21 protein-coding genes and 1 other RNA gene are annotated in these 24,444 nt (G+C 30.7%); 9 read left to right on the top strand and 13 right to left on the bottom strand.

All coding sequences use genetic code 11. The features are described 5' to 3' along the window. Positions 1–2 precede the first annotated feature (2 nt). On the top strand, positions 3–2,486 hold the full coding sequence (locus tag AC2I98_RS08345) for a polysaccharide biosynthesis tyrosine autokinase (protein ID WP_486411256.1): 2,484 nt from the start codon (positions 3–5) through the stop codon (positions 2,484–2,486). Positions 2,487–2,491: 5 nt separating this feature from the next. Beyond that, entirely contained in the window at positions 2,492–3,067 is a 576-nt protein-coding gene (locus AC2I98_RS08340; RefSeq protein ID WP_486411255.1) for a sugar transferase, read from the top strand. Positions 3,068–3,120: 53 nt separating this feature from the next. Here AC2I98_RS08340 and AC2I98_RS08335 read toward each other — a convergent pair whose 3' ends face one another. The 4 genes from AC2I98_RS08335 to glmM all read right to left on the bottom strand — a co-directional run bounded on the left by AC2I98_RS08335 (position 3,121) and on the right by glmM (position 8,366). Further along, complete coding sequence (locus tag AC2I98_RS08335; RefSeq protein WP_486411254.1) at positions 3,121–4,749, bottom strand: acyl-CoA carboxylase subunit beta; 1,629 nt, start codon at positions 4,747–4,749, stop codon at positions 3,121–3,123. 63 nt (positions 4,750–4,812) lie between these two features. Next, positions 4,813–5,406 carry an acyl carrier protein phosphodiesterase gene (locus tag AC2I98_RS08330; RefSeq protein ID WP_486411253.1) on the bottom strand — a complete coding sequence of 198 codons (594 nt, stop codon included), beginning with the start codon at positions 5,404–5,406 and terminating at the stop codon, positions 4,813–4,815. 111 nt (positions 5,407–5,517) lie between these two features. Continuing rightward, positions 5,518–6,891 (bottom strand): tetratricopeptide repeat protein, encoded by a 1,374-nt coding sequence (locus tag AC2I98_RS08325; protein ID WP_486411252.1) that lies wholly within the window; start codon positions 6,889–6,891, stop codon positions 5,518–5,520. A gap of 92 nt (positions 6,892–6,983) precedes the next feature. Next, positions 6,984–8,366 (bottom strand): phosphoglucosamine mutase, encoded by a 1,383-nt coding sequence (glmM, locus tag AC2I98_RS08320; protein WP_486411251.1) that lies wholly within the window; start codon positions 8,364–8,366, stop codon positions 6,984–6,986. Between the two features lie 122 nt (positions 8,367–8,488). Between glmM and AC2I98_RS08315 the strand changes: the two genes are divergently transcribed. Next, positions 8,489–8,803 (top strand): GlsB/YeaQ/YmgE family stress response membrane protein, encoded by a 315-nt coding sequence (locus AC2I98_RS08315; protein ID WP_486411250.1) that lies wholly within the window; start codon positions 8,489–8,491, stop codon positions 8,801–8,803. A gap of 64 nt (positions 8,804–8,867) precedes the next feature. Here AC2I98_RS08315 and AC2I98_RS08310 read toward each other — a convergent pair whose 3' ends face one another. From AC2I98_RS08310 to AC2I98_RS08285, 6 genes are all read right to left on the bottom strand, one after another. Further along, on the bottom strand, positions 8,868–9,434 hold the full coding sequence (locus AC2I98_RS08310; protein WP_486411249.1) for an acetate uptake transporter: 567 nt from the start codon (positions 9,432–9,434) through the stop codon (positions 8,868–8,870). A 215-nt stretch (positions 9,435–9,649) separates the two neighbouring features. Next, entirely contained in the window at positions 9,650–11,494 is a 1,845-nt protein-coding gene (gene yidC / locus AC2I98_RS08305) for a membrane protein insertase YidC (RefSeq protein WP_486411248.1), read from the bottom strand. Further along, complete coding sequence (gene pyrG, locus AC2I98_RS08300) at positions 11,472–13,124, bottom strand: CTP synthase (protein ID WP_486411247.1); 1,653 nt, start codon at positions 13,122–13,124, stop codon at positions 11,472–11,474. The genes yidC and pyrG overlap by 23 nt, the downstream gene beginning before the upstream one ends. 82 nt (positions 13,125–13,206) lie before the next feature. Further along, positions 13,207–13,305: signal recognition particle sRNA small type (gene ffs, locus AC2I98_RS08295), an RNA gene on the bottom strand. A 104-nt stretch (positions 13,306–13,409) separates the two neighbouring features. Beyond that, positions 13,410–14,474, bottom strand: coding sequence for a tetratricopeptide repeat protein (locus tag AC2I98_RS08290; protein WP_486411246.1), 1,065 nt, complete (start codon positions 14,472–14,474; stop codon positions 13,410–13,412). Positions 14,475–14,545: 71 nt separating this feature from the next. Further along, a complete protein-coding gene (locus AC2I98_RS08285; RefSeq protein ID WP_486411245.1) occupies positions 14,546–16,018 on the bottom strand; it encodes a helix-turn-helix domain-containing protein in 1,473 nt (490 codons plus the stop codon). 133 nt (positions 16,019–16,151) lie between these two features. Between AC2I98_RS08285 and AC2I98_RS08280 the strand changes: the two genes are divergently transcribed. From AC2I98_RS08280 to AC2I98_RS08265, 4 genes are read left to right on the top strand one after another with little or no spacing between them, the layout of a single operon-like run. Then, complete coding sequence (locus AC2I98_RS08280) at positions 16,152–16,685, top strand: DUF4199 domain-containing protein (protein ID WP_486411244.1); 534 nt, start codon at positions 16,152–16,154, stop codon at positions 16,683–16,685. 3 nt (positions 16,686–16,688) lie between these two features. Beyond that, positions 16,689–17,651: a glycosyltransferase family 2 protein gene (locus AC2I98_RS08275; RefSeq protein ID WP_486411243.1), complete on the top strand. Its 963-nt coding sequence runs from the start codon at positions 16,689–16,691 to the stop codon at positions 17,649–17,651. 16 nt (positions 17,652–17,667) lie between these two features. Beyond that, the gene (locus AC2I98_RS08270) at positions 17,668–18,372 is read left to right on the top strand and encodes a GIN domain-containing protein (protein WP_486411242.1); all 705 of its coding nucleotides are present in this window, start codon (positions 17,668–17,670) and stop codon (positions 18,370–18,372) included. A gap of 9 nt (positions 18,373–18,381) precedes the next feature. Beyond that, positions 18,382–20,097 (top strand): phospho-sugar mutase, encoded by a 1,716-nt coding sequence (locus tag AC2I98_RS08265; RefSeq protein ID WP_486411241.1) that lies wholly within the window; start codon positions 18,382–18,384, stop codon positions 20,095–20,097. An 80-nt stretch (positions 20,098–20,177) separates the two neighbouring features. Here the strand turns inward: AC2I98_RS08265 and AC2I98_RS08260 are convergent, their stop codons facing one another. The 3 genes from AC2I98_RS08260 to AC2I98_RS08250 form a co-directional block, all read right to left on the bottom strand. Beyond that, a complete protein-coding gene (locus AC2I98_RS08260; protein ID WP_486411240.1) occupies positions 20,178–21,275 on the bottom strand; it encodes an inorganic phosphate transporter in 1,098 nt (365 codons plus the stop codon). A gap of 103 nt (positions 21,276–21,378) precedes the next feature. Next, a complete protein-coding gene (locus AC2I98_RS08255; protein WP_486411239.1) occupies positions 21,379–22,485 on the bottom strand; it encodes an inorganic phosphate transporter in 1,107 nt (368 codons plus the stop codon). A gap of 22 nt (positions 22,486–22,507) precedes the next feature. After that, entirely contained in the window at positions 22,508–23,152 is a 645-nt protein-coding gene (locus tag AC2I98_RS08250) for a DUF47 domain-containing protein (RefSeq protein WP_486411238.1), read from the bottom strand. A gap of 413 nt (positions 23,153–23,565) precedes the next feature. Here AC2I98_RS08250 and rpsL point away from each other — a divergent pair, with 413 nt between their 5' ends. After that, complete coding sequence (gene rpsL / locus AC2I98_RS08245; RefSeq protein WP_019974211.1) at positions 23,566–23,949, top strand: 30S ribosomal protein S12; 384 nt, start codon at positions 23,566–23,568, stop codon at positions 23,947–23,949. A gap of 12 nt (positions 23,950–23,961) precedes the next feature. Then, positions 23,962–24,438 carry a 30S ribosomal protein S7 gene (gene rpsG, locus AC2I98_RS08240; RefSeq protein WP_019974210.1) on the top strand — a complete coding sequence of 159 codons (477 nt, stop codon included), beginning with the start codon at positions 23,962–23,964 and terminating at the stop codon, positions 24,436–24,438. Positions 24,439–24,444 lie beyond the last annotated feature (6 nt).

Here is a 24,444-nt window from a genome sequence, read left to right as displayed (position 1 = left end):
AAATGGCGAATACAACAATCGATCAAAAAAGTAAGAAAAAACAATCTGACTTTATTGATGTAGAAAGGCTTATACCAAGGTTATTGAATGCATGGCCATTGTATATAATTTCAATGCTTATTGCTTTAGCTGTTGCTTATTATTTAAATAATTGGAAGCTAAATAAAATTTATTCTGCCAATACAACCTTTAAAATAAAAGACAATAGTTCATCTAATAATTCTTTAGCATCTAATTCTATTAACTTTATTTGGGGAGGTAACGCCAATAAGATTGATGGTTTGTCTTATACTTTAACATCTCGTATTCATAACCAGAAGGTTGTAAAGAAAACAGAGTCTTATATTTATTATACAGAGGAGGGAAGGTTGAAAAAATCTAATATTTATAAATTAGACGCTCCTTTTCATGTACATATAGATACTTTACATCAACAAGTTGCAAATGTTGATATTAAAGTTAAACCAAAAGATCATAATTCTTTTTATTTAGAAGTAGAGAATAGTAGTGGTTCTTTATATAATTTTACGAAAGATAGTATTATTAAATCTGATGTCTTAAATCTTCCTAAGGTTGGATATTATAATCAATGGATGGTTGGGAAGAATTATAAAATGATGTTGACACGTTCGAATGTTCCATATTCAGAGAGTACAATGTCATTTAAGTTAGTAACAATTAAAGATGCTACAGCTAGAGCAACACAAAACTTTTCTGTTACAAATCCTTCTAAGATTTCAAGTATAATAGCTGTTTCTAAAAATGCTGAAAGTTTAAATGAAGCTGTAGATTTGTTGAATAATTCTATTCAGGTTCTAATCGAAAATGAACTTGCAGAGAGAAATTTATCAGCTTACCAAACCCGCAAATATTTACAAGAAAGAATAGCAACTGTAAAATTGAAATTAGATAGTGCTACTAATAATTTTCAGGAATTACAAAAACAAACAGGAGTTTATAACTTCGACACTAAAAAAGGAGAACTTCTAGGGAAACTAACTTCATTAGACAAAGAACGTGTTGAAGTTGAAGAAAAAATTAATGCTCTTCATCGTTTAATGCCTAAAAAATCAAGTAGTGTAGATAATTTAATTGCGCTTAATATTGCAGGTTTAGATGTGTCTTATTACATGACAAATGTAGATCAATTGGATAATCTTGAGAATCAACGAGAGCAAATGCTTAAGGTTTACAAATCGAATACAGATGAGATTAGAGAAATTGATCGTCAATTAGCAAAAACAAGAAATAATATTTCGAATGTTGTTAATGCGCATTTACAAAAGTTGAATACTGATCTATCAATGATTAATGCTAAGTTAGCTGAATCAGAATTTAAAGCAAAAGATTTACCTTACGAAGAAATAGAATTTGTTGAAGCAAATCGTGGATTTGAATTGAATAGCACAATGTATTCAACATTGATTAATCAATTAAGTACAACAGATTTATCTTTAGCTTCTATTGTATCTGATATCACGATTATTGATCCTGCCAAAAATCAAGGACAAGGTTCTATTTATCCAAATCCAAATCGTAATTATTTAATTGCTTTAGGAATTGGATTATTAATCCCGCTTGTTTATGTTGTAATCAAAGAATTATTAGACTTTAAGGTACGTGTATTAAAAGATATTACAGGTCGTACAAATATTCCAATTATTGGTTTAGTTGGTCCATTAGGAGATAATTCACCTCTTGTTGTAATTAATAATCCAAAATCAGGAATTTCTGAATCATTCCGATCAATTCGTTCTAATCTGAAATATTTATATAAAAATCCAGGTTTAGAGGAAGACAATAAAACCATTTTAGTAACATCATTTATTGGAGGGGAAGGTAAAACTTTCAATGCGATGAATATTGCCAGCTCAATTGGTTCTATGGACAAGAAAACTGTTTTGATAGGATTAGATTTGCGTAAACCTAAAATTTTTGATGATTTTAATATCAATAATAAAGTTGGTGTAACAGATTATGTTGCTGGAGATTTAGAAATTGATAAAATTACGCAACGTACAATTTTACCTAATTTAGATATTATTACAGCTGGTCCAATTCCACCAAATCCTTCTGAATTGATTTTGAGTAAACGAATGGATCAATTATTTGCAGAGTTAAAAGAAAAATATGAGTTTGTAATTATTGATTCGCCTCCAATTGGATTGGTAACAGATTCTTATGACTTGATGCGCTATGCAGATTGTACATTATACGTTACACGTTACAATTATTCGGAGAAAAACTTTATTACGGCAATTTCGAATAAATACGAAGAAGGTGAAGCTTCTAATGTTGGAATCATATTTAACGATTTCCAAATTAAAACTGGTTATGGTTACGGTTATGGCTACGGTTATGGCTACGGTTATGGTTATGGCTACGGATATGGTTACGGTTATTTTGCAGGAGATGAGAATTTTGATAATTCATCATTCGGTAAAATCAAACGATTAGCCTCTCGAATTAAAAGTAAATTCTTTTAATTGAAATGTTACTAAAGAACATATTTGATTATATACTTGCATTAATCCTACTAATTTTTTTAGTGGGATTAATTGTTTTGTTGATTATCATAAGTTCTTTTGATACCAATCAATTTGGTGTTTTTACGCAAGAAAGAGTAGGGAAGAACGGTCATTTTTTCAAAATTTATAAAATAAGAACGATTAGAGGAATCTCGAACTCGACTGTAACAACTGATCAACATCAAATTACAAAGATAGGAAAGGTTTTAAGAGATTATAAATTTGATGAATTACCGCAATTATTTAATATCTTAAAAGGAGAAATGAGCTTTGTAGGACCTCGTCCAGATGTAAAAGGTTATGCTGATGAATTGAAAGTTGATGATCAAATTATGCTCGAAGTAAAGCCTGGTATTACTGGTCCTGCTCAATTAAAATATAGGAACGAAGAAGAAATTTTATCCAACGTTAATGATCCAATAAAGTATAATGATGAAATTATTTGGCCAGATAAAGTGAAAATTAATGTTGAATATGTAAAGAATTGGAGTTTCAAACAAGATTTGATTTACATGTTTCAAACAGTATTTAAAAAATAAAAAAGAGAATCCGATTTAGGATTCTCTTTTATTTTTGAAAATATTTTTTTTGATTATACTTGAATAACACCTAAATTAAATTGTCTTTCGATTGGCGCATGATTAGCAGCTTCTATTCCCATCGAAATCCATTTACGTGTATCTAACGGATCAATAATTCCATCAGTCCATAAACGAGCGGCAGCATAATAAGGACTTGTTTCGTTATTATATTTCGCAGTAATTTCGTCCAATAATTCTTGTTTTTTTACTTCATCAACTTCAATACCTTGAGCTTTCAAACTAGCTTCTTTGATTTGAAATAATACTTTCGCAGCTTGTTCTCCTCCCATAACAGCTAATTGTGCCGAAGGCCAAGCAGCAATTAATCTCGGATCGTAAGCTTTTCCACACATTGCATAGTTACCAGCTCCGTAAGAATTTCCGACAACAATAGTAAATTTAGGAACAACAGAATTAGAAACAGCATTTACCATTTTCGCACCATCTTTTATGATTCCACCATGTTCTGATTTAGATCCAACCATAAAACCAGTTACATCTTGTAAGAAAACCAATGGAATTTTCTTTTGATTACAATTTGCTATAAAACGTGTGGCTTTATCTGCAGAGTCAGAGTAAATCACTCCTCCAAATTGCATTCCGTCTTTTTTAGACTTTACAATTTTACGTTGATTAGCAACAATTCCTACAGCCCAACCATCGATACGTGCGTACGTACAAATGATAGATTTTCCGTAGTCAGGTTTGTATTCATCCAATTCTGAGTTATCAACAAGTCTGTTAATAATTTCATACATATCATATTGCTCGGCACGAGATTCAGGTAAAATACCATAAATTTCTTTCTCATCTAAAGCTGGCTTTATAGCTTCAATACGATTATAACCTGCTTTTTCGTAGTCTCCAATTTTACCAACAATAGATTTGATTCTATCCAAGGCATCTTTATCGTCTTTCGCTTTATAATCTGTTACACCAGATATTTCACAATGAGTTGTCGCTCCGCCTAATGTTTCGTTGTCAATATCTTCTCCAATAGCTGCTTTTACCAAATAACTTCCAGCTAAGAAAATAGAACCTGTTTTGTCTACAATCATTGCTTCGTCGCTCATAATAGGTAAATAAGCTCCACCAGCTACACAACTTCCCATCACAGCAGAAATTTGAGTAATTCCCATTGATGACATGATAGCATTGTTACGAAAAATTCGTCCAAACATTTCTTTATCTGGAAAGATTTCGTCTTGCATTGGTAGATAAACACCTGCACTATCTACCAAGTAAATAATTGGCAACCTATTTTCCATCGCAATTTCTTGCGCACGCAAATTCTTTTTACCAGTAATTGGAAACCATGCTCCAGCTTTTACAGTTGCATCATTTGCAACAACAATACACTGTTTGCCTGAAACGTATCCAATTTTCACAACAACACCTCCAGAAGGACATCCGCCGTGTTCTTTGTACATTTCATCGCCCGTTAAGGCTCCAATTTCTATACTCGGTTTTTTATCGTCAAAGAGATAATCAATACGTTCTCTCGCGGTCATTTTTCCTTTGCTATGTAAAGCATCGATTCTTTTTTGACCACCACCAAGGTAAACTTCTTTCAGTTTTTGGCGTAGTTTCGAAAGTAATAATTTGTTATGATCCTCTCTTTTATTAAAAGTTAAATCCATTGTGGTTTTCTGTTTGTTTACAGCCCTAAACTAATGAATTTTATCGAATTCTTAAAATGAAATTTAGACTTGATTATCAAGAAGAACGAACTTTTTACAATGAGATTGAAGTTGAGGAAAAAAGTTTTGAAAATCATTTTCGAGATTAGAGTAATTTTTTTCAAATTCGGGAATGATTTGATGTAAATTATTTTGATATTTTGTTCGACTTCCAATACCTTTCAATGTTTTCTGAACACCTTCTATTGTCGAATAATTTTCGAACCAATCATATTTTAATAAATAAAAAATGGTTTCTTGTAGTTTTTTTGGAAACGAATTGTATTCATCTTTAAAAAGTTGATAACAATTTGATTTGAAGTTTTCGAAAGGAATTTCTGAAAAATTATTCCAATGCTTGATTAAGAAATAATCGTAAATCACATCAATAATAATGGGAGCAAATTTATGTTGTGTTTGGTGAAAATAACTCGAGCTTTGTTTGACAATGTCATGTGAATCTGTAAACGAATCAATTGATCGATGAAGTAAAATTCCTTTCTGAATTTCATCTTTGTACCTAATATATTGATTACCTTTTACAATTTCTCCTAGTAAATTCCCAATTTGAAGGGATTGATTTTCGAAAGACAAGTATTGATGTGCAACAAAGTTCATATGATTTGTTTGGTTATATAAAGTTAACTCTTTTTTGATTAGAACAATGTTATTTTATGGTGAAGAAAAAAGCCATCTAAAAAGATGGCTTAAGAATTATATTTATTATTCTTATTTTTCTGAAATTTGGTTAATTTTTTCTTGAAGAATTGGGTAATTTTCGATCATCATTTCTTTGATGTTTTTATCCAGACTTAATGCATTGCTCAATGCTTCATTTCCCAATTGATCTTGATCTGTTAAATAATAAACATTACTCAATTGATAGAAAAATTCGGCACGATTGAAATTCTTCAAAGCTCCTGTTAATAAAACGGCAATTGCTTGGTCGTATTCACCAACCGCAATCATTGTTTCCACATAAGCGAACCATGTATTGAAAACCAAAGGTTTTAATTCGACCAATTTAGCCAAACTTTTCAACGCTTCTTCAAACTTCATTTGTTTTAAGAAATAGTAAGTTGAATTGGTATAATATTCAGGATTATCTTCACTCAATTCAATAGCACGGTGAATGTAATATTCAGCTTCTTCCAAATTGCCCATTTTGTCGTATAAAGCAGCAGATTTTGCCCAAACTTTATCCAATTGTGGATCTTCTTTTATTGCAATATGATAAGATTTTAAAGCTTTTTGTGGCTTTTCTAATTTCTCATACAATTCTCCGATCTTAAAATGTGTTACAGCAGGAGAATCGTCATATTCTAACGTTTCTTCTAAGGTTTCGATTGCTTGGTTATATTTACCTAATTCTTCTAAAGAAACAGCTTTATTGGCGTGTCCAGCGATAGAATTTGGATTGATTGCAATTACATAATCTAAAGCATTTATTGCTTCGTCATACATTTTTTTGTGGTTGTACAACAAACCAAGTTGCAACCAAGCAACTTCTGAATAGGGATTATCGTCTATAAAATCTTTTAAAAATTCGATACACTCATCAGGATTATGAATTTCTTCAAAACATTGAATGATTGAATAGAAAGAGTAGTCATTTTCTGGATTATATTTCAACGCTTTTCTAAAAGCAATCAATGCAGAATGAACTTCATCTAAATTCAAATATTCATTTCCGATACAATTACAGATAAAATCTGTTTCTTCGTCATCAATTTGCAAGGCTTCTTCGTAAAAGTTAATGGCTTTTCGAGGCATATTTTTCATTCCCCAAAAACGAGCTTGCACCAATAAATAATCCAATTCATTTGCTGCTACATCTTTCAGCTCTTGAATTAGTTTTGCTGAACGTTTTAATTCATTAATCGAAAGAAGATATTCTATTTTCTTGATTTTGATGTCTACATTTTCAGGATGCATTTTTTCTGCAAAATCGAGCGCACGTTTTGCATATTCACTATCATTTACTTCGATATAGAATTCTATAATTTCAACCAAATCCTCTGAATCGTAATACTTATATTCACGATTATCAAGCATTTGCTCAAAACTTTCAATTAGTTCGTTATTAAAAAAATCTTCGTCCATAATATCAAACTAATTTACAAAATAAAATGCGCAAAAATCCTAATGAATTGTTAGAGTTTTGCACATTTATTAAACAATTAAAACAGATTGTTTTAGATGATATTTTTTATACTTTCGATCATTTTATCAGCTAATTTGTTCGCATTTTCTTCTGAAGTACTTTCTGTGTAAATACGAATAATTGGTTCTGTATTAGATTTTCTTAAATGAACCCATTCTGTAGGAAAATCAATTTTAACCCCATCAACTGTATTGATTTCTTCGTTTTTATAAACTTCTTGAATTTTTACTAATAATTCGTCAACATTGATTTCGGGTGTTAATTCGATTTTCTTTTTTGCCATAAAGTAAGCTGGATAAGAAGCTCTTAATTCAGAAACTGATTTATCTTGTTCGGCTAAATAAGTTAAGAATAAAGCTATTCCAACTAAAGAATCGCGTCCGTAGTGTAATTCTGGGTAAATAATTCCGCCATTTCCTTCTCCACCAATTTTAGCACCTACGTTTTTCATTTCAACTACAACATTCACTTCTCCAACTGCAGATGGTGAATATTTTTGACCATATTTTTCTGCAATATCACGTAAGGCACGAGAAGATGATAAGTTAGAAACTGTTGCTGAAGGCGTTTTAGATAAAACATAATCTGCAACGGCAACTAATGTATATTCTTCACCAAACATTTCACCTTTTTCATCGATAATTGCTAAACGGTCAACATCAGGATCTACAACAATTCCGAAATCAGCTTGTTCATCAACCACTTTTTTACAAATGTCACCTAAATGTTCTTTTAAAGGTTCTGGATTGTGTGGGAAATGTCCGTTTGGTTCACAATACATATCATAATGAATAACGCCCAAACGTTGTAATAATTTAGGAATTGCAATTCCACCTGTTGAGTTAACAGCATCAATCGCAACTTTAAAATTTTTATTTTGAATTGCTTCAGCATTAACCAAAGGTAAAGCTAAAATTTTCTCGATATGTAAATCAATTGCATCGTCAAATGTTTCGTAAGAACCCAACTCATCTACTTCGGCAAATGTATAATCATCTTTATCAGCGAAAGCTAAAATTTGAGCACCATCATCACCAGAAACAAATTCTCCTTTAGCATTTAATAATTTCAGTGCATTCCATTCTTTAGGATTGTGAGAAGCAGTTAAAATAATTCCTCCATCTGCATGTAAATGAGTGACCATCACTTCTACTGTTGGTGTTGTAGATAAACCTAAATCAACAACATTAATTCCTAAACCTTGCAAAGTAGAACAAACTAACTGAGAAACCATTTGTCCTGAAATACGTGCATCACGACCAACAATTACTTTGTATTCTGATTTTATAGATTGGTTTTTTAACCATGTTCCATAAGCGGCTGCAAATTTTACTGCATCGATTGGCGTTAAGTTATCTCCTGGTTTTCCTCCAATTGTTCCACGAAAACCTGAAATTGATTTTATTAGAGACATAAATTTTATTTTTTTATAGTGATACAAATCTACAAAATACAAAAAGTTTTCTTATCTTTTTGGAACGATTTTAGTTAAGTTTTGCTTAACAATTTAAACAACCATAAAAAATATTATTAATTATGATGACAACTTCATTTATTATGTTGGGTATTACAGGGATTTGGAGCTTCTTAGTTTACCTTGTATTCGGACTTATTTGTGCAGGTATTGCAAAAGCTATTATGCCTGGTAAAGATCCGGGAGGATTTGTAGTAACAGCTATAATTGGTATTGTAGGTGCTTATTTAGGTGCTTATATGCGTACTATTTTAGGAATTTCTCACGATGGAGAAGTAAGTTTCTTTAGTCCATTAGATTGGATTTTCTCTATTTTAGGAGCTTTAATTTTGTTATTTATATGGAAAAAATTATTAGCACCTATGTTTAATAAATAATACAATTCTATTATAAAAAAACTCCTTTATCTAACTGATAAAGGAGTTTTTTTTATGTCCTATTTTATAATGGAAGAATTGTTTTTTCGTATTTCTGATTAATCATAATTGCAGAAGCTTCGTAAAAAGCAATAAATCCGCAAACTATTCCTGTCCATCCTGCAAAATGTAAAATAGCTTCATTTCCAGTAAAGTTAGCAGCTGCTAATAAAAAGAATAACAAGGTAAGTGAACCAAACAATAGTTTTCCTACTAAGTTTCCTTTTAAAGTTTGTAAAAAGTTAACTAAAGTAAATAATCCCCACATTCCTAAATAACATCCCATTGCATTTCCATCTGGTTTTTCTACTCCAAGTAATGGCGCTAACCAAGTAAAAACAAGTGTTAACCAAAACGCTCCATAAGACATGAATGCAACACTACCAAAGTTATTTCCTTTTTTCCATTCCATTACGCCAGCTATAAACTGCGCTCCACCACCAAAGAAAACACCCATTCCCATAATCATACTATTAACTGGAAAAAAACCTGCATTATGAATATTCAACAATACAGTTGTCATTGCAAATCCAAATAAACCAAGCGGTCCTGGATTCGCTGTTTGGTCTTTAATTGAGTAAAAATTATTCATGTTATTTATTATTTAAAGACAATAATAATCTGAAATTAATAAATAAAAAATAATTTATTAATAAAAAGTGTAACCTGTACACTATAAAGTTATTTTTAAATGAATATTTACCTGATTAGTAATTATATAAATTAATAAATTATTTACTGTCTTGAATAAATAAAAAATCCGTTAATTATTATTAACGGATTTTTAAGTTTGAATTATATTGAAAATTATTTTTTCTTATTATTCTTTTGTTGCTCTTGCATTTCTTGAGCTTGTTTCATCATTTCTTGCATACGAGTTGCAAACTTACCTTGTTTTTTAGGTTTTGTTTTGTTGTCTTGTATGATTTGATGAATTTTCGCTTCATGAACCATATATTTCTTAATGTATAATACGATAAAGATATTAATTGCATTAGAAACTAAGTAATACCAAGATAAACCAGAAGCGTAATTGTTAAGGAATACAAAGAAGAATACAGGCATTACATACATCATGTATTTCATGAATTGCATATTTGGCATTCCTTCTTGTTGTGGCATTTGGAAGTTATCCATAGATCCTGAAACTTTAAAATAAATCATCATTGCAACGATGTATAATAAAGCAAATATACTTAAGTGACCATTTAAGAATGGAACCCATTCTGGTAATTTTATTAAATCATCAAAAGCAGTTAAATCGTCTACGAACCAGAAAGGAACACCTCTCAAGTCAAGTAAGTTCGGGAAGAAACGGAATAATGCGTAGAAAATTGGAATTTGTAATAAAGCTGGTAAACATCCTGCTAAAGGATTGATGCCGGCATTACGATAAATTGCCATTGTTTCTTGTTGCTTCTTCATTGCATCTTTTGAATCCTTGTATTTTTCGTTGATTTCATTTAATTCTGGACGAACAACTTTCATCAATGCAGATTGACGGTATTGTTTGTACATAATTGGTGATAAGATCAATTTTACAACGATTGTCATCAAGAAGATTACCCATCCGTAAGTAATTCCTACAGAAGCTAACCATTTGAAAACATTCAAGAAGAAATATTTATTTAACCAACCAAATAATCCCCAACCAAAGTCAATTAAGTTTTGGAATCCTTTGTCATTGTAATCTTTCAACATTTTATAATCCAATGGAATAAAATCCCAAGTGAATTTCGTGTTGATTTCACTATTTTTTAAATCTAATTTAGAGTTTAAATGATAGTGTTTACTATAAGTTAAATCTTCTTTTTCAGAGTTTTTAGAACCTCCTTTTGTGTTTTTAAACCCTTCATCATTTGATAAAACTGTTGCGAAGAATTGTTGTTTGTTTGCTACCCAAGAAATAGCTTCCTCTTCTTCCCATTCGTCAGAACCAAATAATTCGTATTCGATGTCTTTATTTCCTTTGAACTGAAAATAAGTATGTGACCAATATTTTTCTTGATCTTTTCCTTTTTCAGTACTAAAGCCATCCATCGTCCAAGCTAAGTCTACATTTTTCTCAGAAGTAATATTCGATAAACCTTGTGTTTTTACTTCGAAATCGATTCCATAAGAATCTCCTAATGTATAAATATATTGAATTTGACTATTTTGAGCATTTGCTGTAAACGTCACAATTGTGTTGTTCGCATTTTTTTGTACTTGTGGTACAAATACCAAATCCGAAACATTAAGAACAGCTCCTTGTTTTGTTTTGAATGATAAGTTGAACTTACTAGATCCATCTTTTATCAAATGTAAAGGATCTTTGTGTCCGTCTTTTTCGTTGTTGTAAGCTGTATATCCGATAACTTCTACATCAGAAATTTGAGCTCCTTTTGGCGAAAAAGTAACTTTTAATTTATCATTACTAACTTCAACATCTTTTGCTAATGTAGGATCTACAGTTTGAAAAGCTTGTGTTGTAGCTGTCTTATTTAATTGTTCCTGTTTTTTTGCTTGCTCTTGCTTTTGTACTAATTCTTTTTTCTGTGCTTCAACTTCTTCTGCTGAAGGTTTGTTTAGAAAATAGAATACGCCAAAAAGAATTGCAATTAAAATAAAACCAATCGTTTGGTTAAAATCAAATTTTTTCTCTTGTTGCATTTAATAAATCATTTTGTTTATTCAATAAAGAAGCTTCGATAAAACTTATAAATAAAGGATGTGGCGAAGCAACTGTACTTTTATATTCCGGATGGAATTGTACACCTATATAAAATGGGTGTTGATTATGTTCTAAAATTTCTACTAATTCTGTTTCTGGATTTTTACCAACTGGCATAAAATTGTTTTCAACAAATTCATTGTAAAACTCGTTGTTGAATTCATATCTATGACGGTGACGCTCTAAGATTTCGGTTGTATTGTAAATATTTGCGATTTTTGTATTCGCTGTTAATTCACATTTCCAATTTCCTAAACGCATTGTTCCTCCTTTGTCCGATACATCTTTTTGATCTTCCATCAAACTGATTACAGGGTAAGGTGTTGTTAAATCCATTTCTGCTGAATCTGCTTTTTCGTAACCTAAAACGTTACGCGCAAATTCAATTGCCATAATTTGCATTCCCAAACAAATACCTAATGTTGGAATATTGTTTCGTCTTGCATAATTTGCAGCAATAATTTTACCTAAAATTCCACGATCACCAAAACCTGGTGCAATCAAAACACCAGAAACTCCTTGTAATTGCTCTCCAACATTGTCTTCTGTAATATCTCCAGAATAAACCCAACGAACTTTTACATTCGTTTCGCATGTTGCAGCAGCATGTACAAATGCTTCTGTAATTGATTTATAAGAATCGTGTAACGAAACGTATTTACCTACTAAAGCAATTTCGATTTCGTTTTTAGGATTTTTATGGTTTGATAAGAATTTGTTCCAAACTGTAAAATCTGGTTCTTGATCAGTTGGCAAATCTAAGCCTTTTAAAACAACTTCGTCAAAATTTTGTTCATGTAATAAGAATGGAACTTCATAAATTGTGTCCGCATCCATACTTTCAATCACATTTTCTTTGCGAACATTACAGAATAAAGCCAATTTTGCTTTAACATCTTTTGGTAAATGACGCTCCGTACGTGTAACTAGAACATTGGCATGAATACCATTTTCCATTAATGTACGAACAGAATGTTGAGTTGGTTTAGTTTTAAGTTCGCCTGCAGCAGCTAAATATGGAACTAATGTTAAGTGAATAACTTGAGAATTGTGTTCTCCTAATTCCCAAATTAATTGACGAATTGTTTCGATATACGGTAAAGATTCAATATCTCCCACAGTACCTCCAATTTCAGTAATAATGATATCATAATCACCAGTATTACCTAATAATTTGATACGGCGTTTGATTTCGTTTGTGATATGAGGAACAACTTGAACTGTTTTTCCTAAATAATCTCCACGACGTTCTTTTTCTATAACTGTTTGATAAATACGACCTGTAGTAACTGAATTTGCACGAGAAGTAGCGCGGTTCAAGAAGCGCTCGTAATGTCCTAAATCCAAATCGGTCTCGGCACCATCTTCCGTCACATAACATTCTCCATGTTCGTAAGGATTAAGTGTTCCTGGATCTATATTAATATAGGGATCTAATTTTTGAATTGTTACTCTATATCCTCTCGCTTCTAATAGCATTCCTAAAGATGATGCTACAATTCCTTTTCCTAATGAAGAAGTTACTCCTCCTGTAACGAAAATGTACTTTGGTGTCTTGTTTGTTTCCATTGAATTCTTTAAATCAATGGTTGCAAATTTACGAATAAATAATCGGGTAAAAAAAAGTGAGAGTGAAATTTAAGGAAATAAAAATAGGCAAGCGATCTACATCACACCGCTACGACCGTATACCTTTGCTACGTTCCCGTCCTGGAGGATTCAACAGGAGCTGGTTGTGTAGGACTTGCCTGATGCAAAGGTAAGAAAGTTTTGTAGAAATAAAAGGGTTTTTGAAAAAGATTTTGAAGTTTATTGAAAGAAGAATTATTTCTTGTTCATTTTAAGATATTTATACTAACTCAAATTATTTTTTTTAAGAAAAGAATTGAGTTCTTCTTGACTTTGAAGAATATTTTTATTTAATTTTTTAAATCTCCTATAAAAAAATGAGCTGATAAGAATTAATATCAAAAAAGAAGCAATTCCAATTATTGTAGTATTGATTATAGATCTTTTAGTTGATGATTTAGCTTCTTCATCCAACGATTTTATGGCTAAACTAATTGTTCTATTTTCAGAATCTTTTACTTTTTTTCCATATAAAGTTGATAAGCTATCTGCTTTTTCATAATGTGACCATTCTTGTAAAGCTATACTATTTAATCCAACTAAACTGTAAATGTTTCTTTTTAAAATAGGATCTTCAATATCATTTAATAAAGCAATAGCTTCATTCAGGTTTTTATTAGATTTTTTATATTCATTTAGTTTAAAATAATATTCACCTAAACCTTTTAAAGAATAAGCAATTAAAATTTTTGTTTCTGTTAATTTTGCTAATCGATATGATTCGTTAAAAGCTTTTTCAGCATTTATTTTATCAGATTTTAAGTAACAATAACCTAAGTTGTAATAAATCACACTTTTATTAGAATATGCAACAAATTTATTTTGAATTTTATTGTAACTATTTATTCCTTTGTTAAAATAATCAATTGCACTGCTACAATTATTTGAATCTTTAAAAATTAAACCTCTAACAGTATAGTTATACGAAATAGCTACATACTTTTCATCTTTATTCTTTATTTGTGCAATTATTTTTTCAGCATCATTTAGGTAATTAAGCGATTTATCATACAAATTTAGATTCTGATAAATAGATGCAAGATGATGAAGAATAGTAATTTTTTTTTGATCGTTTTTTATAGAATTAACTAATTCGTAAGTTTTTGTCAAGCTTTTTAAAGCATGTTCTTTATCGTTCAAATTAGAATATGCTGTTGATTTCAGAAAATAAATATTAACTAATTGATCAGCATTTACATTTGATTGTTTGATCAAAATTTCAATTTGTTTTAAAGCTTGCTTTGGATTATTGTAAACATTTTTCTTAGCTTCTTCGTATAAATTTTTCATTTTGATTGAATCACTTTGAGCAAAACAATTAAAATTACAAAGTATAAACAACCAGATAAAGAGTGCTTTTTTCATAATTCTTTTGTTTGCGCAATAGTACTAATAAAAATTGTAGGTGTAGTTCCTGTGTATGTTTTGAATGAAGAAACAAAACTACTATGCGAAGAAAAACCAGCCTCTTCTGCTATATAAGTTATCTTATAATTCAAATAATTATTGTCAGTAGTCAATTTATTCAAAATATATTTTATTCTCAATTCATTGATATAAGTGTTAAAATTCTTTTTTTTATGACGATTAATTACTTCACTCAAATATTTTGTATTTGTATCCAATTGAGAAGCTACTAATCCTAATGAGACATTTTTTGACAAGAACTTATTCGTTTTTTCAAAAGAATCTAACTTTTGCAGAAGAGAATATTCTTTATCTTTTGATAATAAATCTGCTTTTTGAAGGTCTATTTTATCAACTTCTATTTGTATAGCTTCGTTGTCATAACCTTTTATAGTATTTAGAATCGTTGTTACAAGTTTTAGTTTTTGTTTTTTCTTATTCAGAATAAAAATATAAATAAGAATACTTGTTAGTAAAACAACACTAATGATTATTATGAAATATCTATAGAAATTATCTTTTTTCTGTTGATTAAATTGGATAATTTTTGATTGATGATGAAAAATTTCATTGTTAATTTTTTGATTCATCAATAAATTTAACGTCGAGATAGAATCATATTTCTCGTTATAATAATTAAATTCATTGATAGAATGATTTGATAAATACAAAGCTCCTAAGTTGTAATATGCATCATTTATTAAAAAAGGATGATTTATTTTTTTTGCAATAAACAATGCTTTTTTATAATGAATTAATGCATTTTGAGTCTCTCTTTTATCAAAATAAAATTCTCCAAAATACAATTCAATTCTTGCTTTGAAATATAAGCCAAGAGAATTGTTATTTTCAAGTTTTTGCAACAATTTAAATGCTTTCTCGTATTGATGATTCTTAAGATAAGCTTTAGATAAAGTTAAATTTTCATCTATTGTTAAACTATTCTTTTGTGCTAAAGTTTCGATGCATTTTAAAAAGTTTCCTTGATTTAAATATTGTTTAGCTTTTATAGATAAACTATTTTGAGAATGATTTTCGAGAATATATTTCTCCGAAAAATTATATAAATTATATCGTTGATAAATGCGTTGCAAAAGAAATTCAGCTTCATCAATTAATTTTTTATTTGAAAGGTTTAATGCTCCAATATGAGCAATAGTTACATTTTCTAAAGCTTTATCATTTTTTCCCGCATAAAAATTTCCATAAGCTAAAAGTAAATAAGCTTCATTTATATTTTTTTTGTCAGTTGAATTTCGGATTAAAAATTCTGCATTTGAAATAACTTCAGAAGGGTTATTGTATAAAATGGAATTGTAATTATATAAATAGTTTTCTAAAGACGTGATTCTATCACTCGCTTTTACTATAAAAACAGAAAAAGTGAGAAGTAATAGATATAGAAAACGTGTTAATAAATAAATCATTTCCAAACAAAAATAATTTATTTATAAATACAAATTCCGTTTTTAAATCATAGAAAATAATATATCGTAGAATAAAGGATATAATTATCTTTGCCGAATGATTAGTTTTAATAAAATTTTCAAAAACTCATTAGTGCTTACAGCAATTACATTAGCGTTGTTTTTTGCACTTTACTTTTATTTTTCGTTAAATGGAACAGTATCTGTAAAAGATTATTACACATACAGCTTCATGATATGCTGTTTTGTAGTTTTACCTTTGTATGCGTTGTACTGTTTTTTTACAATTTTCAACTTATCACGAAAAAAAGCAAAAATTCATCAATCAATTGATGAATTAATGACTTTCAAAGAAGGATTTAAAGTAGGTTTCTATACCATTTTCTTTGCAGGAGTTATTAGTTTGACTGTAATATTTGTTTTCTTCAATACCTATGGAGAATGGGCACAAGATAGTTTGAAACAAGGATTGTTAGACACTTTTACATCAAATATGTCAGATCCTAAAATTGCAAAAGATATCGAAGCATTTAGAAATTCGGACGATTATAAAACACTAAATTTATTTACAGTGAAAAACTTCTTCGGATTATTCTCAATTTTCTTATCTTTCTACATCGCAATTTCGGCGATGTTTTCACAATTCTTAAAAAAACGTGTTTTTTAACATATGGATATTTCAGTTGTTGTTCCTTTATTGAACGAACAAGATTCCTTAGAGGAATTATTCTACAGAATCAAAAAAGTCTGTGAACAGAATGATTTTACATTCGAAGTTATTTTCGTTGATGACGGAAGTACAGATGATTCATGGCAAATTATCGAATATATTGCCAATTTTAATCCTGAAGTGAAAGGAATTAAATTCCGTAAAAATTATGGAAAATCTCCAGCTTTAAGTGCAGCTTTTAAAGAAGTAAAAGGTGATGTTGTTATTACAATGGATGCCGATTTACAAGATTTTCCTGAGGAAATTCCATCGTTATACAAAATGTTGAAAAACCAAAAAGCTGATATCGTTTCGGGTTGGAAAGAAAACCGTCAAGACAATAAATTGACAAAAAATCTTCCTTCGAAATTATTCAATGGTGTTGCTCGCAAAACGTCTGGTGTAAAATTGCATGATTTTAACTGTGGTTTGAAAGCTTATCGTTGGGAAGTCACGCAAAATATCGAATTGTATGGTGATATGCACCGTTATATTCCTGTTTTAGCAAAAAATGCTGGATATTCGAGAATTATCGAGAAAAAAGTAAAACATCAAGCACGTAAATATGGTGTTTCAAAATTTGGTGCAAATCGTTTTGTAAATGGTTTCTTAGATTTGATTACACTTTTCTTCGCGTCAAGATTCGGAAATAAACCAATGCATATTTTCGGTCTATTAGGAACATTGATGTTTATATTAGGCTTTTTATCATCCTTTTATATCGGAATCGAAAAATTATACAAAGTTTATATTTCGCATACTCCAGCCAAGTTAATTACAGATAGTCCTTATTTTTATATTTCATTAGTTTTTATGATTTTAGGGACACAATTATTTTTGGCGGGATTTTTGGGCGAATTAATTGTTCGAAATAATAGAGAGAAACAATTATATTTAGTTCAAAAAGAATTGAATTTAAATTAATTAAACACCAACTACTATGAAGAAAATTATTTTGTTAGGATTTTTAGGTTTAGTAGCTACCTCTTGTTCATCTTCTATAGATGGAGAAGGTGCAGCAACAGCTCAAAAAGAGTATACAGCCGATAACATCAAAGATTTGAGCGTTTCGTGTAATTGCAATGTTATTTTGGTTCCAGGAAATAAATCTGGAGTTAAAGTAGAATCGCATCAAAATATAATTGATAATTTAGAAGTTGAAGCAAAAAACAATACTGTTTCAATTAAAGAAAAATCAAATGTAGATCAATACAGCGCCTATGATTTGTATGTATATGTGACACGCGATTTAGAAAAAATTGATGTGAACAAACAAACTTCATTAACAACTTCTGGAACATTAAATGTTGATGAATTGGAAATGAATGTAGCTGATCAAGCACGAATTAATCAAACCTATTTAATTACCAATAACTTTAATTTGAAGGCAGATGACCAATCAAATGTAATGTTAGAAGGTACTGCTGGAACTATGAAAGTGAAAGCTTATGGCGAATCGAAATTAAATTTATTCAAGTATGAAGTGAATGAAGCTAATTTTACGACTGATGATAACGCTTTGTTAGACATCAATGCACGTCAAACCTTATATGGTTCTGCAAAAGGAAACTCAATTGTAAATTTTATGGGCGATCCTAATAAGGATACAAAAATTGCCGACCGCGCCCAAGTACTAAAAAAATAAAAGATAAGAATGACTTCAAGTTTAGATAATGCTAAATTATGGCTTTCTGACGCTTATGATGCGGAAACAAGAAAAGCTGTTCAAGATTTAATTGATAATAATCCAACCGAATTAGACGATTCTTTTTATAAAAACCTTGAGTTTGGAACAGGAGGAATGCGTGGTATAATGGGTGTTGGAACAAATCGTTTGAATAAATATACACTTGGTGCAGCAACGCAAGGTTTAGCAAATTATATCAATCAACAATTTCCTAATAAAGAGAAAAAAGTTGCCATTGCTTACGATGTTCGCCACAATTCGGATACATTCGCAAAAATGGTTGCAGATGTTTTGACTGCGAATGGTATCAATGTTTATTTGTTCGAATCTTTTCGTCCAACTCCTGAATTGTCGTTTACAGTTCGTCATTTAGGTTGTGATGCAGGAATTGTGTTGACAGCTTCTCATAATCCTCCAGTGTATAATGGTTATAAAGTTTATTGGAATGATGGTGCACAAATTGTTCCACCTCAAGATGGAGAAATTATCAACGAAGTAAACAATGTAAAAGTTGAAGAAATTAAATTTCAAGGAAACGATACGTTGCTAACTTACATCGGAAAAGAGATTGATGAAGCTTTTATTGATGCATGCGTAGTAAACGGAAGTTTTACTCAAGAAGGTAAAAACGATATCAAAATTGTTTTCACTTCTATTCACGGAACTGCGGTAGCAATTACACCAAAAGCATTCGAGAAAGCAGGTTTTACACAAGTTCATCAAGTTGCTGAACAAGCAATTCCAAGTGGAGATTTCCCTACGGTAAAATCACCAAATCCAGAAGAGCCAGAAGCATTGGTAATGGCAGTTGCTTTAGCGAACGAAATTAATGCTGATGTTGTGATAGGAACAGATCCTGATGCTGATCGTGTAGGTGTTGCTACTCGTAATAACGAAGGAGAAATTGTTTTATTAAATGGTAACCAAATGAACACTGTTTTGGCATATTATTTATTAGAAAAATGGCAAGAAGCAGGTAAATTAGTTGGAAAAGAATTTATTGGATCTACAATTGTAACATCTGATATTTTCTATGATATCGCAGCGAAATTCAATGTTGATTGTAAAGTTGGTTTAACAGGGTTCAAATGGATTGCTGATATGATTCGTAAATTCGAAGGTAAAGAAAGTTTTGTCGGAGGAGGGGAAGAATCATTCGGATTTATGGTAGGAGATTTTATTCGTGATAAAGATTCTGTTACAACGGCTTTATTAGTTTCTGAAATTGCTGCTGTACAAAAAGCCAAAGGGAGTTCATTATACAATAAATTAATGGAGATCTATCTTGAAATCGGAAAAGCTTATCAAGAGGATTTAATTAATATTGTGAAACCTGGTAAAGAAGGTGCTGAATTGATTGCAAAAATGATGGTGGAATTTAGATCAAATCCTCCAAAAGAGTTAGCTGGATCTAAAGTTATTCGTATAAAAGATTATCAAACTTCTATTGACAAAAATTTAATTTCTGGTGAAGAAAAAGAGATTGAGATACCAAAGTCAAATGTATTGATTTTCTATACAGAGGACGGAAGTAAAGTAGCTTGTCGCCCTTCTGGAACAGAGCCTAAGATTAAATATTATTTCTCTGTAAATGCTCCTTTAGCATCAAAAGAACAATATCCAACTATTCAAAAAGAATTGTTAGCAAAAATTGATTTATTGAAAGAAGATTTTAGTAAATAATCATTCAAGAATAAATTAAAATAAATAGAAAATGGCTGTCAAAGTTGACAGCCATTTTTTTATATGATTAAATTTTAATGTTAGAAAAACATTGAAAACAAATAATAGAAACCAGTTGCAATAAGTGCAGAAACAGGGATTGTCAAAATCCAAGCCCATAATAAGCTAATTGTAACTCCCCAGCGTACTGCAGAAACTCTTTTTACCATTCCAACTCCAATAATAGATCCGGTGATTACATGTGTTGTTGACACGGGCATTTTGATATGTTCTGTAAAGAATAATGTGATTGCAGATGCTGTTTGAGCAGTGAAACCTTCGATAGGGGTAATTTTTGTGATTTTATTTCCCATCGTTTTTAAAATCTTCATTCCGCCTCCCAATGTTCCTAATGCAATTGCAGAGAAACACATAATTGGTACCCAATCGTGAATATCTGTGCTACTTGTTGTAACAAACCAATGTTTCCAATGAAAAACATCATCTAGAATCCATTGACTCATATCAGTATTTGTAATTTCAGTTTGGTTCGCAAGTAATGCAAATGTGATAACTCCCATTACTTTTTGTGAATCATTTAAACCATGTCCAATACTCAACATTGCAGATGAAACTAATTGTAACTTCTTAAACCAAGCATCAGCTTTGTGAGGTTTTGCTTTTCTACAAAGATTAAGTGTGATGATATAAATAACATTTCCAGCAACTAAACCAATGATAGGAGCAACTAAGATAAAAGCAATAATTGTCAAGATTATTGTGCTATTGATTGCTGAAAAATCATAACCTGTAGCAGCTAATGCACCTCCTGCTAATCCTCCAATTAATGTGTGAGATGAAGAAGAGGGAATACCTAATTTCCAAGTTAAAATATTCCAAGTTATTGCTGCGGAAAGTGCTGCCATAACTACGACAGATGGATTAGAACCAAATGCGACGACAACATCTTCTTTAATAATTTTGGCGATAGTATCTGCAACTCCAAATTCTCCAATGATATATTTGGCAATGAAAAAGGCAACAAAATTGAAAAATGCAGCCCATATAACTGCCTGTATAGGCGTTAAAACTTTTGTTGTAACAACAGTTGCAATAGAGTTTGCGGCGTCATGAAAACCATTTAAAAAATCGAATAAAATGGCTAAGCCGATAATGATAAATAATACAGTTAATTGCATTGCGCAAATTTAACAATTTCTTAATTCTATTATATTGATTTTGAAAAAATCTTTACTAAATAAAAAAAGGAGCTTATTTAGCTCCTTTAGTTGAATATATTTTTTATACAAATAATGTGACAATATAATAGATTAATGCAGCTAATAACGCTGAGACGGGAATGGTAAGTACCCATGCCCAAAGTAAACTAATTGTTACTCCCCAACGAACGGCAGAAACACGTTTTGTTAAACCAACACCAATAATAGAACCAGTAATAGTATGTGTTGTAGAAACTGGAATTCCGAAATGCTCAGAAATATAAAGCGTCATTGCTCCAGAAGTTTCAGCAACTACACCTTCTAAAGGTGTTACTTTTGTAATTTTAGATCCCATTGTTTTGATGATTTTCCATCCTCCTCCCATTGTTCCTAACGCGATAACAACGAAAGAAGTGATAGGAACCCACATCCAGTGTGCAACGAAATATTGGAATTTATCGTCTGCCTCTACATATGCAGGATCAAAATCTACATTCATATGATAGAAAATAACCGCGGCACCAATAATACCCATTACTTTTTGCGCATCATTCATACCATGTCCTAAAGAGAATAAAGCAGAAGAAACTAATTGTAATTTCTTAAACCACCATTCGGCTTTAGCAGGTTTAGCTTTTTTGCAAATGTGAAGGGTGATAATTGTTAAGATCGAAGCGATAATCATTCCAATTAGAGGTGCTAATACAATAAAGCAAACAATAGGAATTACTTTTTTGTAAACAATTACATCTTCTCCACCAGCAGAAAAACCTCCGGCATGAGCTAGTGCAGCTCCAATAAAACCACCAATTAATGTATGAGATGATGAAGAAGGGATACCGAATTTCCAAGTTAATAGATTCCAAGAAATAGCAGCAATAATTCCCGCTAATATAACTTCTAATGTAATAAAGTTCTCGTTAACCGACTTTGCGATGGTGTTACCAATTTTGAATTCCCCAATCCAATAAACTGAAATAAAGTAAGCAGCAAAATTGAATACTGCAGCCCAAAGTACAGCTTGAAAAGGTGTTAAAACCTTAGTTGCAACAATTGTAGCAATAGAATTTGCGGCGTCGTGAAAACCATTTATATAATCAAAAACAAAAGCTAAGAAGATAATAGTAATCAATAAGATTCCTGGCGTTGACGATAACATGCTCGAGAACGCTGAAAAAAATTCTGTCATAATCCTTTAGATTAAGTTGTGTTTATGAGTGTTTTACCGCTACTGCTTCCAATACATTTGCAACACTTTTACACTTATCTGTTGCAGATTCTAATGAAGATAAAACCTCTTTATATTTGATGATGTTTTTTACATCCGTTTCGTTCTCGAAAATTTCTTGAACCGCTTTATCAAAAATACGATCCGATTTATTTTCTAATTTATTGATTCGTTCGCAAATTTCGTAAATACGATTTACGTTTCTCAAATCCTTTACTTGCTCAATTCCTTCACCGATTAATTGACAAGCTTCTAAATTAACAGCTGTAATTTTTCGGATAGATTTCGTGATTTTATCTACTTGATAAATATTGATACGATTTGCTGCACCATTTAAATTGTCAGCAACATAATCGATAGATTTTACTAACTGATAAATATCTTCTCTGTCAAATGGAGTGATAAAGTTTTTGCTTAACTCTAAATTTGTTTTTTGAGTTAGATATTCAATTTTACTTTCGATCTTAGAAATTTGTGCGATGTAATCTTCGCGTTCTTCAACTGGAGCATTTACACATTCATGTAAAAGTTCAGCTAATTTGATTAAACTTTTTGAAGCTTCCTCGAACAAAGGATAGAATACTTTATCCTTTGGAGTGAATAATTTAAAAAATGAGTTTACCGACATTTAATAATGTTTTGAAATGCAAAATTAATTTTTCTAATGTAAAATTAACATTAAATAAATATTATGCGAACGTTTTTATTAAAATAGATTTATAATCGTATGATATTCAGATTGATTAAAAATACGAAAAGTTATTTAGTTTAGACAATAATAGTATAGAACTTAGTAAAAATGAGTTTTGTTGTAAACAGATGTATAAAAAAATTATTCTTCTCGTAAAAATGGTTTATTGATATTTGATTTGTTTAGTTAATCTTAAATTAAAATTCTGTAAAATATAGCTTATAATTCTTTAAAAAATTATAAATCAATGTAAAATAAATTCATTATTATTTGTTTTTGTATAAATTATTTGTAGTTTTGCATGCCCAAAAAATGGGTTTAATCCAAATTTAAAAGGAAATTTAATTAGTATGCCAACAATTCAACAATTAGTTAGAAAAGGTAGAAAAAAACTAACCAAGAAGAGTAAATCGGCTGCATTGGAATCATGTCCACAACGCCGCGGTGTTTGTACACGTGTTTACACTACAACTCCTAAGAAACCTAACTCAGCAATGCGTAAAGTTGCTCGTGTTAGATTAACAAACGGAAAAGAAGTTAACGCGTACATCGGTGGTGAAGGTCATAATCTTCAAGAGCACTCGATAGTATTGGTTAGAGGAGGTAGAGTTAAAGATTTACCAGGTGTGCGTTACCACATTGTACGTGGAGCGTTAGATACTGCGGGAGTAAACGGACGTACTCAACGTAGAAGTAAGTATGGAGCGAAACGTCCTAAAGATGCTAAAAAATAAATTTAAGGTAAGATGAGAAAGACAAGAGCTAAAAAAAGACCTTTACTTCCAGATCCTAAATTTAATGATCAGTTAGTAACTCGTTTCGTAAACAACTTAATGTATGACGGAAAAAAATCTGTAGCATTCAAGATTTTCTATGATGCGTTAGAAATCGTAGATTCTCGTAAAGAAGATGCAGAAAAAACTTCATTAGACATTTGGAAAGAAGCATTATCTAATGTAATGCCTCACGTAGAAGTACGTTCTCGCCGTGTTGGTGGAGCTACATTCCAAATTCCAATGGAAATTCGTCCAGACCGTAAAATTTCAACAGCAATGAAATGGTTAATCAAATATTCTCGTAACAGAAACGAGAAATCGATGGCTCAAAAATTAGCTGGAGAAATTATTGCAGCTGCTAAAGAGGAAGGGTCTGCCGTTAAAAAACGTCAAGATACTCACAAAATGGCAGAAGCTAACAAAGCATTCTCTCACTTTAGATTCTAATACACG

The sequence above is a fragment of the Empedobacter sp. EJD.6dd genome (assembly GCF_057369435.1).
Note: the sequence above shows the minus strand (reverse complement) of the source record. Positions and strands in the feature narration are given on the sequence as shown.

Coding starts and splice junctions, on each gene's coding strand:
- AC2I98_RS08345 (WP_486411256.1), top strand. CDS start 3: ATGGCGAATACAACAATCGATCAAAAAAGTAAGAAAAAACAATCTGAC.
- AC2I98_RS08340 (WP_486411255.1), top strand. CDS start 2,492: ATGTTACTAAAGAACATATTTGATTATATACTTGCATTAATCCTACTA.
- AC2I98_RS08335 (WP_486411254.1), bottom strand. CDS start 4,749: ATGGATTTAACTTTTAATAAAAGAGAGGATCATAACAAATTATTACTT.
- AC2I98_RS08330 (WP_486411253.1), bottom strand. CDS start 5,406: ATGAACTTTGTTGCACATCAATACTTGTCTTTCGAAAATCAATCCCTT.
- AC2I98_RS08325 (WP_486411252.1), bottom strand. CDS start 6,891: ATGGACGAAGATTTTTTTAATAACGAACTAATTGAAAGTTTTGAGCAA.
- glmM (WP_486411251.1), bottom strand. CDS start 8,366: ATGTCTCTAATAAAATCAATTTCAGGTTTTCGTGGAACAATTGGAGGA.
- AC2I98_RS08315 (WP_486411250.1), top strand. CDS start 8,489: ATGATGACAACTTCATTTATTATGTTGGGTATTACAGGGATTTGGAGC.
- AC2I98_RS08310 (WP_486411249.1), bottom strand. CDS start 9,434: ATGAATAATTTTTACTCAATTAAAGACCAAACAGCGAATCCAGGACCG.
- yidC (WP_486411248.1), bottom strand. CDS start 11,494: ATGCAACAAGAGAAAAAATTTGATTTTAACCAAACGATTGGTTTTATT.
- pyrG (WP_486411247.1), bottom strand. CDS start 13,124: ATGGAAACAAACAAGACACCAAAGTACATTTTCGTTACAGGAGGAGTA.
- AC2I98_RS08290 (WP_486411246.1), bottom strand. CDS start 14,474: ATGAAAAATTTATACGAAGAAGCTAAGAAAAATGTTTACAATAATCCA.
- AC2I98_RS08285 (WP_486411245.1), bottom strand. CDS start 16,018: ATGATTTATTTATTAACACGTTTTCTATATCTATTACTTCTCACTTTT.
- AC2I98_RS08275 (WP_486411243.1), top strand. CDS start 16,689: ATGGATATTTCAGTTGTTGTTCCTTTATTGAACGAACAAGATTCCTTA.
- AC2I98_RS08270 (WP_486411242.1), top strand. CDS start 17,668: ATGAAGAAAATTATTTTGTTAGGATTTTTAGGTTTAGTAGCTACCTCT.
- AC2I98_RS08265 (WP_486411241.1), top strand. CDS start 18,382: ATGACTTCAAGTTTAGATAATGCTAAATTATGGCTTTCTGACGCTTAT.
- AC2I98_RS08260 (WP_486411240.1), bottom strand. CDS start 21,275: ATGCAATTAACTGTATTATTTATCATTATCGGCTTAGCCATTTTATTC.
- AC2I98_RS08255 (WP_486411239.1), bottom strand. CDS start 22,485: ATGACAGAATTTTTTTCAGCGTTCTCGAGCATGTTATCGTCAACGCCA.
- AC2I98_RS08250 (WP_486411238.1), bottom strand. CDS start 23,152: ATGTCGGTAAACTCATTTTTTAAATTATTCACTCCAAAGGATAAAGTA.
- rpsL (WP_019974211.1), top strand. CDS start 23,566: ATGCCAACAATTCAACAATTAGTTAGAAAAGGTAGAAAAAAACTAACC.
- rpsG (WP_019974210.1), top strand. CDS start 23,962: ATGAGAAAGACAAGAGCTAAAAAAAGACCTTTACTTCCAGATCCTAAA.